The organism is Actinacidiphila glaucinigra (assembly GCF_900188405.1).
In the GTDB taxonomy this organism is placed as follows: domain Bacteria; phylum Actinomycetota; class Actinomycetes; order Streptomycetales; family Streptomycetaceae; genus Actinacidiphila; species Actinacidiphila glaucinigra.
In genome coordinates this window covers 23370-39135 of sequence record NZ_FZOF01000033.1, presented here as the reverse complement: position 1 = coordinate 39135, position 15766 = coordinate 23370, and the positions used below count along the sequence as shown (strand labels likewise).

Sequence of the window (15766 nt, the reverse complement as noted above, 5' to 3'; positions counted from 1 at the left end):
CCAGGATCCTGCAGGGGTTACCGGCGCGCGTCAATAATAATTCCTAAATTAAGAGTTACTGGTGGGGCCTCGTGAGGCGATCCAACCGTCACCAACCGGGGCATCCATGACCTGACGTCAGAAGTGGCACATGAGGAGACGCGCGAGGCCTGTTCCCGCTGGAAGTGTCAGTGGCACTCGGCGCGATCGGGAGGCGATGCGGGCGCGGGATGCGGAACACTTCGCCGGGTGATCGTGATGCAGCCCGTCCCGGAGACACGCGCACCCGACGGCTTCGGCCTCTGGTCCGTCGCCACGACCGAGCCGTCAGGAGTCCTGCCGCTCAACGGCGGGCTCTCGCCCGCCGAGGTCGGGACGGCGGTGATGCGCATCGCCGCCTGCAACGACGTCGATCCCGACGGCGATCGTCCACCTCGCCTGGCCGCCGCACTCGACTCGTTCCTGCACGGACTGCTGACCTTCGACGACCTCTTCGCAACCGGCGGCCTGCGGGTCACCGACACCTCCACAGGGGTCACCTTCCTGCCCGGTTGCTGCGACGGGCTGGAGGACTGGCGCGACTGGCACCGGTTCGCCGACAACGGCGGCCTGCTCGGATTCGGCCACGACCCTGTGTCACGGGTTGCGGAGAGCCTCGGCGACACCGTACGGCTCACCGTCGACGCCGAGCAGCACGACAGCGCGGTGATCGAACTGTCCGTGACCGGGCTCCGCCGCCTGCTCACCGCTGCCGAGCGCGACCTGACGGACTTCCTCACGCTCGCAATCGACTGGTCGTCCAGGCACCTTCCCGGCCGCTGCGTTCCCGTCACCGCCGCCCTGGCCCGCGTGCTCGACCTTCCCGCGCCGGCCGACGCCGGCCGACGCCGGCTGACGCGGTGGAAGGTGGTCACTGGCGTACCGGGCCGAGGATAGGGTCGGCGGATGCGCCAGTTCACCGAGACCGCAGTGCTGTCGGGGATCGTACGTGAGGCACTGGGGGCGGGAGCCGACGTTGTCGGGGTGGACCGGTTGCGCGGCGGGAGCAAGAAGGGTGTCTACCGGGTTCATGTGCGCGGTTCGCGTGCGGCGAGTGTGATCGTCTACAGCTGGGCCGAGGGCGAGAACTTCTGGCCGGCCGCGGAGGGTGCCGATGCGGTCCACCCGTTCGCTCCCGCCTCCGGGCTGGTTCCCTTTCTGGCGGCGCAACGAACGCTGGAACGCATCGGGGTCCGGGTTCCGGGGCTGGTCCTGGCCGACGACAGCCGGCGCCGCCACCCGGCCGATGTGGCGGTGGTCGAGGACATCGCCGGGCCCACGTTGGAAGCGTTCCTGAGAACCGATCCCGTACGCGCGTCGGATGCCTTGGGTGAACTGGCCGCCATGCTCGACGTGATGTACCAGCAGCGCAGTCGGCACTACGGCAGGGTGGACGTGCTGGAGCGCGGAGACAAGGCCAGCGGCGATTCGTGCGAACAGGTCGTGTTCGAGCGCGCCCTCGAGGACCTCGCGGAGGCGGCCGAACGCGACCCCCGGATCGGATCGGCCGCGGCCCCTTTGCGAGACCGCCTGCAGGAGCTGGCCGCACGGGTCGCCCCGCGCACGGAGTACCGGCTGATCCATGGCGAACTCGGGCCTGACCACGTCCTTCTCGATGCCCACGGACACCCCGTCCTCATCGACATCGAGGGCCTGATGTTCTTCGACGCCGAGTGGGAGCACGTGTTCCTGCAGCTCCGTTTCGGTGAGCGTTACCCGGCCCTGTCGCGCCCGGGTCTCGATCCCGCACGGCTCGACCTGTTCATGCTCGCGATGCGTCTGTCCCTGGTGGCCGGACCCCTGCGCATCCTGGACGGCGACTTCCCGCACCGCTCGCTGATGCAGGGCATCGCCGACCACAACGCGAGGGAAGCGCTGGCCCTGCTCGCCCGGTAGCACCGCGCCGGCCGGGCTCGGGCGATCTCGGCGCCGGGGGAGTCCGGCCTGCCCGTACGGACCCGGCCCCGCCCGCGTCCGCCGCGACGTCGGGCGCGCCGGTCGAACGAAGACCCGCCTCGCTCTGCGCCATGACGTCCGCTCAACCGGCGCGCAGGGCGCCACGTAGCGGCGAGCGGAGAAGTCCCCCGACTCACGCCCAAGCCGCACGGGCGAAAGATCAAGTCGGCGCCTGCTCCTGTCCCGGGCCACGCGCGATGGTGCGCCCGCGCCTGCCTTCGCCGCCGCGCCTCACCCAGGCCCAGCGCGACCACTTCGGCGCCCGTACCTGCCGCTGTCACACCCGATGGGACGCGGACCGCGCCGAAGTACCCATGCCTGACACCGTTCGCCGGCCATGTCGCGTGCCGCAGGGGCCGGGATGGACGACCATCCCGCTTTAGATTACTGTCTCCATCTAAAGATGCGACTCCGACTGAAGGAAGAGGAATGACCATGTCCACAGCGAAGGCCGGGACGGCACTCATCACCGGCGCGACCGCGGGTCTGGGTGCCGCCTACGCCGAGGAGTTGGCGGCGCGCGGGCGCGACCTGCTGCTCGTCGCCCGCGACCAGGCACGGCTGGAGTCCGCCGCGGCGAACCTCGCGGAGCGCTTCGGCGTCGAGGTCTCGGTGCTGAGCGCCGACCTGGCCACGCCGAAGGGCATGCGGAGCGTCGAGGACCGGCTGGCGGCCGACCCCTCGATCGACATGCTGGTGAACAACGCGGGCAGCGCCCTGTTCGGCCCCCTGTCCGCGGCGGACCCGGACCAGTTGGAGTGGCTGATCACGTTCAACCTGACCTCCACCACCAGGCTGGCGGCCGCCGCCGCGAAGGCCTTCTCCGGCCGGGGCACGGGCACGATCGTCAACATCTCGTCCGCCCTCGCCCTCAACATCCTGCCCGTGGGCGCCGTGTACGGCGGGGGCAAGGCGTATGTGATCGCCTTCACCCAGGCCCTGGCGCAGGAGTTCGCCGGCTCCGGCGTCCGGGTGCAGGTCGTCATGCCCGGGGCGCTCGAGACTGCGATCTGGGACGGCTCGGGCATCGAACTCGACCAGCTGCCGAAGGAGGCCGTCATGGCCCCCCGCGACGCCGCGCGGGCCGCACTCGCCGGTCTCGACGCCGGCGAGCTGGTCACGATCCCCTCGCTGCCGGATCACGCCCAATGGGAGGCGTACGAGAACGCCCGCCAGGCACTCCTGCCGGGCCTGTCCCTGACGAGCCCCGCCGGACGCTACGCCCGCTGACCGCGGGGGCGAGCACGTTCACTGCCGCGGGCCGGGGGCCATTCGCCCTCGGCCCGCGGTCCCTCTTGCTGTGCGCCTCAGGCCGGCGGCCCTCTGCGGTGGTCGCGGCGCCGAACAGACGGCGAGCCCTCGATCGACGTGGGGAGGGGGCCGGTCATTTCGCGAACCGGCGGCGATGCCGTACGAGCCGACCGCGGTGGCGACCAGGGGGCGCTCATGAACGCGCCCCGCCGTACGGCCCGTCAGTCGGTTGCCGACCGACCGCTGTCGGCAGCCGTCGCCACCGCCTCATGTGCGGCCTGAAGGATCTTCTCCGACAGGGGTGTGCCTGCGGTGGCGCGGGCAAGGAGTATGCCGCCGACGATGGTGGCATAGGCCGCCAGGCCGGCGTCCCCAGGCGCGATCCAGTCCGCGACCTCCTGGATGCCCTTGGCGTAGGTCTCCCTGTGCTCCGGCTCACGCGCGACGTCGCCCGCGAAGCCGGCCGCGGGGCAGCCGTGGCCGGGGTCGTCGCGATGCTCGACGGAGAGGTAGGACTCGAGCAGCGACTGCCAGGCCGCCTGATGCTTCCCGGCTTTCTGGTCCAGAGCCTTGAGGTCCTGGAGGTTGTCGGCGAAGGCCTTGGCGGCCGCTTCGTCGACGAGCGCGGCCTTGGAGGCGAACTGCTTGTAGAAGCCGCCCTGGGTGAGTCCGATCGTCTTCATCACGTCCGCGATGCCGACCTTGGCGACACCGTTCTCGCGGAACAGCCGAGACGCCGCGGCCACCACTCGCTCTCGGTTGGCTTTTGCTTCTGCTTGCGAGACGCGACTCATCCTTCACCCTCCGTAGCGCCGCCGGCCGGCGTATTGACACCCGACATCTAAGATTATGCCTGACGTCTAACGTTCGCTGCCGTTGCGTGTCAGCCGTCGGTGACGGCCGCCGCGCCCGACCGGTCCCTGTGGCGACGATCCGGTCACCTGCGTCCGGCGGCCGTCGCCTCCAACCCGCGTACCGGCCCCCTCTCCCCACTGCTGGTCGGATGAAGCCCCGCTCACGGCCGGGAACGTGCTCCGTCACGCGCCACCCCCGCGGAGCACATCACGCAGCCGCAGCAGCTCGCGGCGGCGGGATCGCGCCCGAGCAAGGAGCAACCCCGCGATCGCGGTGAGCACGGTGCCGACCGCAGCGGTGGTCAGGACCGCGGTCGTGGTGCCGCGCGCGGCAGCCAGTACGGTCCCGACGATTCCCGTCACCGCGCTCACCACGAGAGCGAGCCGGGCTCCCACCACCTGATCCTGTGCGTACAACGGACGTCGCCTGGTCAGGGCCCAAGCGGCGACGGCAGCCCAGGCCAGCCCGACGGCGATCAGTCCGGCGAAGACCGCCTGGGTGCGCACAGGAAGGGCCCGCGGCTCGGTCGCCCACAGCACGGCGATGAGTCCCGCTGCGCAGCCTCCCGCAAGACCCACGGCCACGTACCGCATGCGGGAACGCAGCGAGACCTCCGCCGCCAATGCGCGCTCCAGCTCTGCGGGCATGCCCCGGGGCGCTCCGTGGTCCGGCTCGCTCATCTCTCGTGGCCCCTTTCGGTGAGGATCTCGCGCAGCGTGCGACGCGCGCGGTGCAGCCTGCTCTTGACCGTGCCGGGTGGTACACCCAAAACCTCCGCGCAGGAAGCAAGCGACAGGTCCTGCAGATGGAAGAGGATCAGTACTTCGCGCTCCAGCGGCGGCAGCTCACCGAGGCCGGCTTCGATCTCCATCGTGGTCAGGAGACCGTTGAGCGAGCCGTTGTCGGCGACGTCCGCCTCGTCCCCCGCCGACGTCTGCGGGGCCCTGTACGCCTCCCGCCGATGGTCGGCCACCGCACGCCGGGCGATGGTGAACAACCACGGGGCGAATCGGTCCGGCTCTCGCAGTCGCGGCAGCCCGCGTGCCACGGCAACCCACACATCCTGGGCTAGATCGTCCGCGACGTGCGGTGAGCCGACCATGGCCCGCACATAACGCCACAACGCGTCATGCCACAGGCCCGCCAGTTCCCCGAAAGCCTCCCGCTCCCCGAGCTGGCAGCGCACCACCAGCAATCCGGAGCGACTGTCCTCGCTCACTGCACCTCCTTGTCCCGGCGCCCCACATCACCGGAACAGTCGGTACCCGCGTCGGAAAGGTTCACGGCCACGGGCCATCGCCTTCAGGCCGGGCCGGCTCCCCGGCTCTCACGGTCCGAGGGCCCGCAGAAACGAGTCTGCGACCGGACACCTCCCCGGCCAATGGCGGCCGACGCGGAAATCCCACGCCACCGACACAGCTGCAGCAGGCCGGAGAGGGCGCGGTTCGTGGCGCACGGCTGACCATGGCCGGGGCGCGCGGGCACGTGTTCTTCCCCACACATCCCGAGGCCGAGTCACGGAGCACAGACCCAGGCTGGTCGTACTTGTGCAAAGCGAGGCTCGATCGAGGGCCGCGGCCCTCGAAGCAAGCGGGCCGGGCAACGGGTACCGGACGACATCGGAGATCTGTGTGAAGCACGCCGAGACCGGCACGGCCACCCATACGCGGCCCCTCCAGGCCGGCGGCGCGGTCTGACACCCGCGGTGCCCGCCCCGACGTGCAGGCCCGGAAACGACATACACAGTCCGCCGGCGGGGGGGATCGGCAAGACAGGAAAAAGCTCATGACGGTGAACGAGAGCCCGGCCGGAGAACTGCCGGAAGCGGTGTTCGATCCGGCACGGTTGGAGGCGGTGGCCGCCTCCGGGCTGCTGGACACCGCGCCCGAGGGCGCGTTCGACGACATCGCGCAGCTCGCCCTGGCGATCACGGGCGCGCAGATGGCCTTCTTCACCGTCGCGGACGGGCGGCGGTCGTTCTGGAAGAGCGCAGTCGGCGTGGACCCCGAGGCTGTGCGTGAAAACGGGATTCGTGACAGTCCCTGCCACATCCTGATCGGTACCGGCAAGGAACTCCTCGCGCCGGACGCGCGGACCGACCCGCGCGTCAAGGATCTCCCCGCTGTCGACGCGCTGGGGATCGGGGCCTGGGCGGGCTACCCCGTGGTCTCGCCGGGCGGCCACGTCATCGGCGGATTCTGCGTGATCGACAACGACGCCAGGCCCTTCACCTCGCAGCAGTCCGAGGCACTGCGCATCCTCGCGCGCTCGGTGTCCTCCGAGATCGCGCTGCGGCACGCGCTGCGCGAGGCCCAAGCCTCCGGCGACGCCTCAGCGGCGCTGGCCCGGACCTTGCAGGAAAGCCTCTCGCCGCCCTGCTTGCCGCAGGCACCCGGACTCGACGTGGCCGCGATCCATCGGCCGGCCGACGCCACCGGCGCCATCGGAGCCGAGGTGGTCGGCGACTTCTACGACCTGTTCCACACACGCGGCAGGAAGTGGTCCGCGGTCATGGGGGATGTGTGCGGCAAGGGCCTCGACGCGGTGAAGGTCACCACCCTCGCCCGCTACACCATCCGCGCCGAGGCCAACGGGTACGACAACCCGGCCACCGTCCTGCACCGGCTGCACGACGCCCTGGTCGAGCAACACGTCAGCGAGCGCTTCCTGACCGCTGCCATGGCCGTCTTCGAGCCCGGCCCCGGAGGGATCACCGGCCTCTACGCCAGCGCGGGTCACCCCCCGGCATTGATCCGCCGCGCGGACGGCACCGTCGAGGAACTCGACGCGACCGGCATCCTGCTGAGCCCCGAGATCCCGGCCGTTCGTGACGACTTCGACGAAACCGCCTTCCGCCTGTGCCCCGGTGACGCGCTGCTGCTGTACAGCGACGGTCTCACCGAGGCCCGCGACCGGCACCGCGGCCCGCTCTTCGGCGCCGACCGCCTCGGCCGCGCACTGGCGGCCACCCACGGCGCCAATGCCGCGGACACCCTTGACCGGCTCTGGCAGGCGGCGTCCGCCCATTCCGGGGGGCACGCCGTCGACGACACCGCCATGATGATCCTGCGTGTCGTGCCCTCCTGAAGCGACCCGCTGATGTGTGCGACCGCGGGTTCACCAGCTGATGCCTGCCGCCACCGGCAGATGGTCGCTGCCGGTCGGCGGCAGGACCCACGAGCTCCTCGGCTCCACACCCCTGACCAGGATCTGATCGATCCGCGCCATGGGAAAGGACGCCGGCCAGCTGAAGCCGAAGCCGTCCCCGGCCGCCTCCTGGGCCGACTCCAGTTGCGAGGTGAGGCCGCGGAAGACGCGGTCCTCGACGGTGCCGTTCATGTCACCGAGCACGACCACCCGCTCGTTCCGCTCGGCGGCGACGGCCTCGGTGAGGGCGGCCGCGCCGGCATCACGCGAGTCCGTCCAGAAGCCCCCTCTGGGCATCAGCCGCACCGACCCCAGGTGCGCCACATACACCGCCAGCGGCCCCCGCTCCGTGGCCACCGTGGTGCGCAGTGCCCGGGGCGGGTCCACGGGGAGGTCCTCGGCCTTCCGGGTCTTCGCCAGCGGCCCGACATTGCCGCGCAGGACGTCGACCGACCGGGAGTGCGACAGCGGCAGCCTGCTCCACAGCCCGACCGTGCCCTGCACCGTGTGGAAGGGGTACGCCTTGGCCAGCTCCTTCCCGTACACGACCGCGGTCCGCGGGGTCATCTCCTCCAGCGCCAGCAGATCCGCCCCGGAAGCGGCCAGGTTGCGGGCGGTACCGACCGGGTCGGGGTTGTCGGCGTTGACGTTGTGGCTGACCACGGTGAGGTCGGCGCCCGGCTGGGACTTGTCGGAAAGCAGTCCGCCGAAGAGGTTCAGCCAGACCACGACCGGCAGCAGCAGGGCGACCACCGCCGCGGCCGAGCGGCGCCACAAAGCCGCGGCAAGGAGCACCGCGACGATCAGCCCGAACCACGGCAGGAACGTCTCCACCAGGCTGCCGAGACCGCCCCGGTCCGTGATCTCCGTGTGCAGCAGCATGAGCAGGCCGAGCAGCAGTGCCAGCGCCGTGAGCACCGGGCCACGCCGCCACGGTTCCGGCCCCCGGAGGCTGCGGAGCGCCCGGCGGATACGCGCCCGCCGGGCACCCGAGCCCGTGCCCCCGCGACCGGCGCCGCCCCGTCCCTCCCGACCCGTGGCCACGATCTCGGCGCGCTCCTGGACGTCGTCCTGCTTCCGCGCATCCGGAACCTCTCGCACTGCTTCGCTCACGTGTCAGATGTCCTTCGGGGAGAGTGCCGGTGGTGCGGGCAGTTGAACCTCGATGCGGAGTCCGCCCTCAGGGCGCGGGGTGACGGTGAGGGAACCGTCGTGCACCTCGGTGATCCGCCGGACGATGGCCAGGCCGAGTCCGACACCCGCGTGGTCGGTGCGAACGCGTTCGGTGCCGCGCTGGAAAGGCTCGGTGAGCGTCGAGACCAACTGCGGGGAGAGCTTCTCGCCGCAGTTCTCGACCGTGAGCACCACGGTCTCGGGGCCGGCGCCGGTCTCCAGCCACACCGTCCCCCGGTCGGGCAGGTTGTGAACGATCGCATTGTGGAGGAGGTTCGTCGTCAACTGCAGCAGGAGTGCCTGTGAGCCGAAGGCCGGGGCGACGTCACCGGAGCTCTCGATGGTGACCCCGCGCTTCTCGGCGAGCGGTAGCAGCGTCTCGACGGCCTCTTCCACGAGCAGGGAGAGGTCGACAGGCTCCCGGGAGAAGGACCTCTGGTCGGCACGGCTGAGCATGAGCAGCGCTTCGGTGAGGTCGATCGCGCGGGTGTTCACGGCGTGCAGGCGGCCGATGATCTCGTCGAGGTCCTGCTTCGGATCGTTGCGGGCCAGGTCGAGGAGCGCCTGCGAGATCGCCAGCGGGGTGCGCAGTTCGTGCGAGGCGTTGGCCGCGAATCTCCGCTGCTCGGCCACGTGCGCCTCGAGGCGGGCGAGCATCGTGTCGAATGCGTCGGCCAGTTCACGGAACTCGTCCTTTCGGCCCGGCAGCCGGATCCGGTGGGAGAGCGACCCTTTGCCCGCCATGCTCGTGGCGCCCGTGATGCGGGTGAGCGGGGCGAGCATGCGACCGGCGAGAATCCACCCGCCCACGAGACCGAACGCCAGCAGGAACGCCAGTACCGCGGCTGCCCTCGGAACGAATACGTCCAGGAGGGCGGACCGGACGGGAAAGACGCCCTTGAGCCGGTCATCGGGGTTGATGAGCATCGCGCGATCGGGGACGTAGCGCAGGAGGAACACCCACACCGCCGCGAGCAGCAGGAGACCGGCGAACATGAGGAAACCGGCGTAGCTGAGGGTGAGCTTGAACCGAACGCTGAGCCCCGGCCGCCTGTTCACGCTCTGCTCCCTCGCGGTCGGCCGCCGGCCGTGTGGCGCCGCACTGCCGCGAACGTGACGCACACGGCAGGGGCGGACGCGGCTTCGCCTTCGAGAGCGGCGAACTGCTTCCCGGCCGACGAGACATGGCGCCGGTTGCGGGAGAGGTCACGGCCGAACGGGTCGAGCCGGAAGCTCGCAGTCGCCCAGGCGGGCTCGTCCTCGATGATCAACACGTGCATGTTCCGAGAGTACGAGTCGCCACATATCGTCGGCGTATCGAAAACCACGGGGATACGGGAGCCCGGGCCCGGACCGCCGGCCTCGGCATCAGGTGTTGCCCCTGCACCTGGCCGCCACTCGGTGCCCTGCCTCTTCCCGTCGGGTGAAGCGACCGCTCATTGTTCTTGGGACACTGGTTGAGTGCCGCAGCACGAACGGCAGACGGACCAGCGCCTGGAGCGAGCCATCCTGGAACTGTTGGACGGGCGTGCCCCGGGCGCGACGATCTGCCCTTCCGACGCCGCCCGGGCGGTTTTCGAAGGGGAAGATGACGGCTGGCGCGCGCTGATGGAACCGGCCCGGCGCGCGGCTCGGCGGCTGGCCACGGCCGGCGAGGTGGAGATCACTCAGGCTGGCCGTCCCGTTGACCCGGACAAGGCGCGCGGCCCCATCCGTATCCGACGCCTGCGCTGACGTCGCGGCCGCTCCTGCCTGGGGCGCATCCCCACGCAGGATGACCATCACGTACCTGCGGTGCCCCTACTCCCGCACGGCACGCGCGCCGGCGGATGCCGCCCCCGTGACCGTCCAGATCGCCATACCCCACAGGGAGAGCGCGGCGATGAGGCCCACCACAAGGCGAACGGTCCCGTCCGGGCTGTCCGTGAGCCACACGGCCATGCCCGATATCCCGGCCGCGATCAACAGAGCCGCCGGCACCCGCAGCCGGGGCTGCTCGAACACCACGGCGAGCGGGAGGAAGTGGAGCCCGACGACAATCGCCACCAGCGGGGGAACGAGCACCGGCATCCCGGCGCGGGCGCACGCCACGGCGATGGCGACGATCAGGAGCCACTGGAAGCCGTTGATCTGGTTGAACCGCCGACGTCGGTCGGCGGGAAACGGCCCCCCTGCCGACGGAGGGAGGAAACGGCGCGCGGCAAGCATCAGCCCCAGCGCGACGGTGCAGCCGGCCACAACCTCGATGAGCCGAGCCGTGCCGTCGAATGCGCTCGTGGCCAGCAGCCACCAGCCGAGCCCGAACAGTGCGAGGAATCCCACCCCTGACTTGAACATGATCGACACCCTAGGCGGAAGAGCAGCCGGTCGGCTGGAGGATTCTCGAACCGGTGTGCGTCGCCGACGAAGACCTCGCATCCCGACGACCTCCAGGCTCAGGGGTGCGGAACCCGTCCACTGCCGACGAGAGGCCATCCAGACATGAGGATCACGAACTCCTGCCGGCGTACTGGAAGGTGAGCGCCAGGCACATGAACTTCCGTGCCACACTCGCCAGGCATCCCCGGGATGAGCGTGGTTGCTGCACGGTGCCTCGGCCGCGTACTGCCTCGCGACCTGCGATTGATGAGCCTCGCCTTTCTGGGTGCGTTGATTTGCAGGCTCGATGCCGGGCCCGCTTCCCCGTGTCAGGTAAGCCTGCGGCACGGCCTCTAAGGCGTGGCCGGCAAATTTGCCCGAGCCTTGCCTCATGCAGCTCGCGCCGTCTCGTATCGCATAACCGGTGGCTTGCCCCTCAGGATCATTCAATGACGGTCGTCAATGCGCCCTCATGCCTCCGGTAGAACATGAGCGGTGCCGCGAACGCGGCGATGAGCTCGCGGCACTACTGCTTCGGGGCGAGATGGCCGAGGCTGTGCCGGAGCCTGAGCTGGCGGTCCGATCTCACGCTTGCGGTGCGGCACGACCGGCCAGGCGGCGATGGTTGTGCTGGCAGCGGTAGCGCTGTCGGGCCCCTCGTCGCCGCTGTGTCGTCGCCAGACTCTCCGGCCTGCCGCGCGGGTCGCAGTGCGCGGAGCTGCGACATCAAGCCGGCGCCGGATGAGCGTGACGCTCCATCGCATTCCTCCACGTCGAGCCACATCTCATCGGCTGCGCCCCGAAACTCCTCAACGCAGCGCCAAAAATGCGTCGTTCGGGCCCTGGAAGTCATGCCGGACGGAACTTCGAGAACGCTCGTCGATCGGCGACACTGCCTGCATCCTTGAATCCCGTTCAGGGCAATTCTTCGGGACCCGTCCAAGAAGACTTCCCCGGCGTTGGTGAAATTGTGCAGGGCTCCGTAGCGGATATTGGTGGAGCCCCGCCGCCCCACACGTTCGAACCGTCTCGAGAACCTTCCGGAGCATTCCGGAAACCGGGCCGCGCTCATCCCATTTCCTGTGCCCGAAGGCTGTATGCCAGGCCCCGAAGGTGTCCGCCCGGCTCGGCAGAGCGTCTCTATGCTCTCGATCGCAAGATCAGCAAGCAACGGGAGGCTCCTTTTCATGTCCATACCCCGGGTACCCACCCGCACGAGGCGAGGGCGGGTGCGAGCTCACCTGGCCGGGCTGGCGATGGCCGCAATCGCAGTGGCCCTGCCTGCCACCGCCGTGGCGGCCACACCGTCCGCGACCGCCGCGACCCCGGTCGCGCCGACGGCCGCCGCGTCCGACTGGCCGTACGCGGGCGGCGACCTCGGCGACACGCACAACGCGGCCGCCGAGCGCACCATCGGCACGGGCAACGTGGCCGACCTGAAGACCAAGTGGACCTTCACCACAGGAGACAGCGTCTCGGCGACGCCGACCGTGGTGGGCGGCTACGTGTACGCGCCGGACTGGGCAGGCAACCTCTACAAGGTGCAGGCGACGACCGGTCAGAAGATCTGGAGCCACCGGATCAGCGACTACACCGGGATCGCGGGCGACATCTCGCGGCTCAGCCCCGCGTACTGGAACGGCACCATCGTCACGGGCTCGGGCGAGCAGCGCAGCAACAGCAAGGACGGCGCGTTCCTCTTCGGGATCGACGCCCTGAGCGGCACTCGGCTCTGGAAGACCCAGATCGACGCGGACCCGGCCGCCATCGTCACGTCGTCGCCCGTCATCGCCGACGGTGTCGTGTACGTCGGCGTGTCGTCCAAGGCCGAGCGATTCGCTCCGCCGTTCACGTTCCGCGGCAGCGTCGTCGCCCTGGACGCCGTCACCGGCAAGAAGCTGTGGAAGACCTACGTGGTCCCCGAGGGCTACACCGGCGGCGCCGTGTGGGGCAGCAACCCGGTGGTCGACGCGAAGACCGGCCTGGTGTACGTCGGCACGGGCAACAACTACACCGTGCCGCCCGGCGTCTGCACCTCGCCCGACGAGACCGGCTGCGCTCCCGGGGCGGACGACAACTACCAGGACTCCATCGTCGCCTTCGACATGCACACCGGCGAGATCGCCTGGGCCACGAAGACGCTGACCGCCGACACCTGGACCGTCGGCCAGCGCTTCGGTGACGACTTCGATTTCGGCTCCGCGCCCAACCTCTTCACCACCACGGTCAACGGCAAGGCCACCGACCTGCTCGGCATCGGCCAGAAGAGCGGCGTCTACTGGACGCTCGACCCGGTCACGGGGAAGATCGTCTGGGCCACGGCTGTCGGCCCCGGCGGCAACCTGGGCGGCCTCCAGTGGGGCTCGGCCGTGGACGGCAAGCGCATCTACGTCGCCAACACCAACACCAACCACCTGCCCATCACGCTCACGTCCGCGACCGGGCAGAAGTCCACCACCACAGGCGGTTTCTGGGCGGCCCTCGACCCGGCCACCGGGAACATCCTGTGGGAGACGGCGACGCCCGACTCGGCGTCTCCCATGTCCTTCGTGTCCAGCGCGAACGGCGTCGTCTACGGCGGGTCCACGAATCCGACCGGCAACAACATGTACGCCCTCGACGCCGCGACCGGCGCCGTCAAGTGGGGCTTCCCCAGCGGGGGCGCGGTCCTCGGCGGCGCGTCGATCGTGGACGGCTCGGTCTACTGGGGATCCGGCTACCACACGCAGAACATGGGCCCGTTCTTCCCGACCAAGGGCGACAACAACAAGCTCTACGCGTTCTCCCTGCCGCGGACCCTTCCGCAGACCGTCTACGTCTCGCCCACCGCCGTCGCCTCCGCGGCGGACACCAGCTGCAGCACTCCCGCTTTCAGTTCGATCAACGCGGCTGTCAATGCGGTGGCCGGCGGCGGTCGGGTCGTCGTCTGCAACGGCACGTTCCACGAGAACGTCGCGGTCACCAAGCCGCTGGCCCTCGAAGCCCGTTCGAACGTCACGATCGACGCCACCAATCTGATCAACGGCATCGAGATCAGCGCGCCCGACGTCACGGTGACCGGGTTCACGGTGAAGAACGCCGTCGGCGAGGGGATCCTCGTCAACAGTGTGAAGAACGCGACCATCGCGAACACCATCGTCTCGGGCAACAACACCGGTACGGGCCCGAACGCCGTCGCCAACTCCTACACCTCGTGCCAGGGGACGCCGGACGAGCCCGGTGACTGCGGCGGAGGCATCCACCTGCTCGGCAGCTCCAACGCCACCGTGCTGGCCGGCACCGTCAGCGGCAACGCCTCCGGGATCGTCATCAGCGACGAGACCGGTCCCGCGTCGGGCAGCACCTTCAGCGGAAACTCCGTGCACGGCAATGCCTCGGGATCGGGCTTCGCCCTGGTCTCCCGCAACGGCGCGGCGGCTCCCGGCGGTGTGCGCGCCCCCAGTGACGGGGGCGTCTTCGGCAACACCATCACCGGCAACAACGTCTTCGACAACGGACTCGCTGCGGGCGGAGGCGGTGTCACCCTCGCGTCGGCCGTGGCCGGCGGCGCGGTCTACGGCAACACCGTGCAGAGCAACGTGATGACCGGCAACGGCTGGGCGGCCGTGGCTGTGCACGGCAGTGCGTCCGGCACGGACCTGGGTGGCAACGTCGTCAGCAACAACCAGATCGGTACCAACAACACCGTCGGGGACACGGACACGGGCACCACCGACGATCTGCAGACCACCGGCATCCTCGTGAGCACCGTGGACCCGATGTCCATCCAGATCACCGGAAACACGATCTCCAACAACACGTTCGGCATCTGGACGCACGGCCCGGTCACGGCGGCCAACGCCGCCGGCGCCAACAACTTCAGCAACGTCACAACCCCGGTGTCGGCTCACTAGACCGCGCCCGGCCCACCGCTCCGCGTCCTGCCGAAGCCTGATCCGGCAGGACGCGGAGCGGAAGGACCCGCGCCGTCCCGCCTTCAGTGCGCGAGCGAACTCGGTGTCTCGCCGAACTGCCGCTTGAAGGCCCGGCTGAAGTGACTCACATCGGCGAAGTGCCATCGAGCCGCCAGGGCGGACACGGTGTACCTCCCGTCAAGCGCGATGAGTTCCTCGCGTGCCCGCTCCAGGCGGCGCCGCCGTACATATGCCATCAGGGATTCATCGACTTCTGCAAACGCCCGGTGCAATGTGCGAACGGAAACCGACAGCGTCCTCGCTATCTCGGCCGGGGACAGCTGGGGGTCCAGGAGGCGGGCCTCCACGCAGTTGCGGGCAGCCGTGCGAAGCGAAGGGCGGAAGACGGAATCCGCGGAAACCCCGCGGGCCATCAGCGCTCCGGCAAGCAATTGCAGCACAGACCGCTGAGCGGCGCGGACACCTGCCGGACTCAAATCATTCCGCGTTTTGCGGATCAGATGAAGTTGCCCCAGCAGCAGTCGCGCTTCGGGTGCTTTCTGGGAGATGAGCGTGAGCGTCGGCAACCGATCGAGTTCTGTGTCGGCCAGTGTTTCGGAGGGCAGCAGCAGTACTTGCGCGCGTGTGCCGGGCCGGTACGAAAACTCCCTGGGTACCTGTGCGTCCCGTGCGCACAGCGTGCCCGGTGGGACCTGAACGGTTCGGCCTGCCTCGGTGAGACTCAGCCCGCCGCTTTGCACGATGTGAACCACTGTGCGTCGCTCCGTGGCCCGCTTCATGCCTATGACGCCTTCCACCGCGTCGCCGTATTGTTCACTTACCGCGATGTCCCCGATCGTGGAGGAATCCAACCAGCACCGGTAATGGCCTGTCGTGTACTGTTTGGGAACTCGCAATGAGTGCGCATGCCAGGGTCGGGCGTTGTTGAGGTTCTGCCATCGCTGGCGCAGCAACTCGTCGCGTTTTGCGTGAGCCAGCGCAACCTGGATGTGCAGTCGAGGTGAACTGGAGTTGGACGCCGAGTTGACGGCCGAGATGTCTGGCATGGTCACGTGGAAAGTGTATATGGGTGTCCCGGCCGCGATTGTGTACCG

14 protein-coding genes are annotated in these 15766 nt (G+C 69.6%); 6 read left to right on the top strand and 8 right to left on the bottom strand.

Annotated features, from left to right (window positions below; genetic code table 11):
- Positions 1 to 237: 237 nt before the first annotated feature.
- The 3 genes from CHF15_RS38090 to CHF15_RS38080 all read left to right on the top strand — a co-directional run bounded on the left by CHF15_RS38090 (position 238) and on the right by CHF15_RS38080 (position 3204).
- On the top strand, positions 238 to 915 hold the full coding sequence (locus tag CHF15_RS38090; protein WP_089228570.1) for a hypothetical protein: 678 nt from the start codon (positions 238 to 240) through the stop codon (positions 913 to 915).
- A gap of 9 nt (positions 916 to 924) precedes the next feature.
- On the top strand, positions 925 to 1914 hold the full coding sequence (locus CHF15_RS38085) for a phosphotransferase (protein WP_089228522.1): 990 nt from the start codon (positions 925 to 927) through the stop codon (positions 1912 to 1914).
- A 489-nt stretch (positions 1915 to 2403) separates the two neighbouring features.
- Positions 2404 to 3204, top strand: coding sequence for an SDR family NAD(P)-dependent oxidoreductase (locus CHF15_RS38080; protein WP_220093378.1), 801 nt, complete (start codon positions 2404 to 2406; stop codon positions 3202 to 3204).
- Between the two features lie 242 nt (positions 3205 to 3446).
- Here the strand turns inward: CHF15_RS38080 and CHF15_RS38075 are convergent, their stop codons facing one another.
- From CHF15_RS38075 to CHF15_RS38065, 3 genes are all read right to left on the bottom strand, one after another.
- Complete coding sequence (locus CHF15_RS38075) at positions 3447 to 4019, bottom strand: TetR/AcrR family transcriptional regulator (RefSeq protein ID WP_179280149.1); 573 nt, start codon at positions 4017 to 4019, stop codon at positions 3447 to 3449.
- A 243-nt stretch (positions 4020 to 4262) separates the two neighbouring features.
- Positions 4263 to 4760, bottom strand: a complete 498-nt coding sequence (locus CHF15_RS38070) for a transmembrane transport protein (protein ID WP_089228520.1) — start codon at positions 4758 to 4760, stop codon at positions 4263 to 4265.
- The gene (locus CHF15_RS38065) at positions 4757 to 5299 is read right to left on the bottom strand and encodes an RNA polymerase sigma factor (RefSeq protein ID WP_089228519.1); all 543 of its coding nucleotides are present in this window, start codon (positions 5297 to 5299) and stop codon (positions 4757 to 4759) included. Before CHF15_RS38065 ends, CHF15_RS38070 begins: the two co-directional genes overlap by 4 nt.
- A gap of 566 nt (positions 5300 to 5865) precedes the next feature.
- Between CHF15_RS38065 and CHF15_RS38060 the strand changes: the two genes are divergently transcribed.
- Positions 5866 to 7167: a PP2C family protein-serine/threonine phosphatase gene (locus CHF15_RS38060; RefSeq protein ID WP_089228518.1), complete on the top strand. Its 1302-nt coding sequence runs from the start codon at positions 5866 to 5868 to the stop codon at positions 7165 to 7167.
- A 30-nt stretch (positions 7168 to 7197) separates the two neighbouring features.
- On the opposite strand, the gene CHF15_RS38055 is transcribed toward CHF15_RS38060, so the two are convergent.
- From CHF15_RS38055 to CHF15_RS38045, 3 genes are read right to left on the bottom strand one after another with little or no spacing between them, the layout of a single operon-like run.
- Positions 7198 to 8328 (bottom strand): endonuclease/exonuclease/phosphatase family protein, encoded by a 1131-nt coding sequence (locus tag CHF15_RS38055; RefSeq protein ID WP_089228517.1) that lies wholly within the window; start codon positions 8326 to 8328, stop codon positions 7198 to 7200.
- 15 nt (positions 8329 to 8343) lie between these two features.
- Positions 8344 to 9459 carry a sensor histidine kinase gene (locus CHF15_RS38050; protein WP_089228516.1) on the bottom strand — a complete coding sequence of 372 codons (1116 nt, stop codon included), beginning with the start codon at positions 9457 to 9459 and terminating at the stop codon, positions 8344 to 8346.
- Complete coding sequence (locus CHF15_RS38045; protein ID WP_089228515.1) at positions 9456 to 9680, bottom strand: hypothetical protein; 225 nt, start codon at positions 9678 to 9680, stop codon at positions 9456 to 9458. Before CHF15_RS38045 ends, CHF15_RS38050 begins: the two co-directional genes overlap by 4 nt.
- 181 nt (positions 9681 to 9861) lie before the next feature.
- Here CHF15_RS38045 and CHF15_RS38040 point away from each other — a divergent pair, with 181 nt between their 5' ends.
- Positions 9862 to 10134 (top strand): DUF3253 domain-containing protein, encoded by a 273-nt coding sequence (locus tag CHF15_RS38040; RefSeq protein ID WP_089228514.1) that lies wholly within the window; start codon positions 9862 to 9864, stop codon positions 10132 to 10134.
- A gap of 66 nt (positions 10135 to 10200) precedes the next feature.
- On the opposite strand, the gene CHF15_RS38035 is transcribed toward CHF15_RS38040, so the two are convergent.
- Complete coding sequence (locus CHF15_RS38035; RefSeq protein ID WP_089228513.1) at positions 10201 to 10737, bottom strand: hypothetical protein; 537 nt, start codon at positions 10735 to 10737, stop codon at positions 10201 to 10203.
- A gap of 1250 nt (positions 10738 to 11987) precedes the next feature.
- Here CHF15_RS38035 and CHF15_RS38030 point away from each other — a divergent pair.
- Positions 11988 to 14651 (top strand): outer membrane protein assembly factor BamB family protein, encoded by a 2664-nt coding sequence (locus tag CHF15_RS38030; RefSeq protein WP_220093377.1) that lies wholly within the window; start codon positions 11988 to 11990, stop codon positions 14649 to 14651.
- A gap of 83 nt (positions 14652 to 14734) precedes the next feature.
- On the opposite strand, the gene CHF15_RS38025 is transcribed toward CHF15_RS38030, so the two are convergent.
- The gene (locus tag CHF15_RS38025) at positions 14735 to 15718 is read right to left on the bottom strand and encodes a helix-turn-helix domain-containing protein (RefSeq protein WP_245939269.1); all 984 of its coding nucleotides are present in this window, start codon (positions 15716 to 15718) and stop codon (positions 14735 to 14737) included.
- Positions 15719 to 15766: the final 48 nt, after the last annotated feature.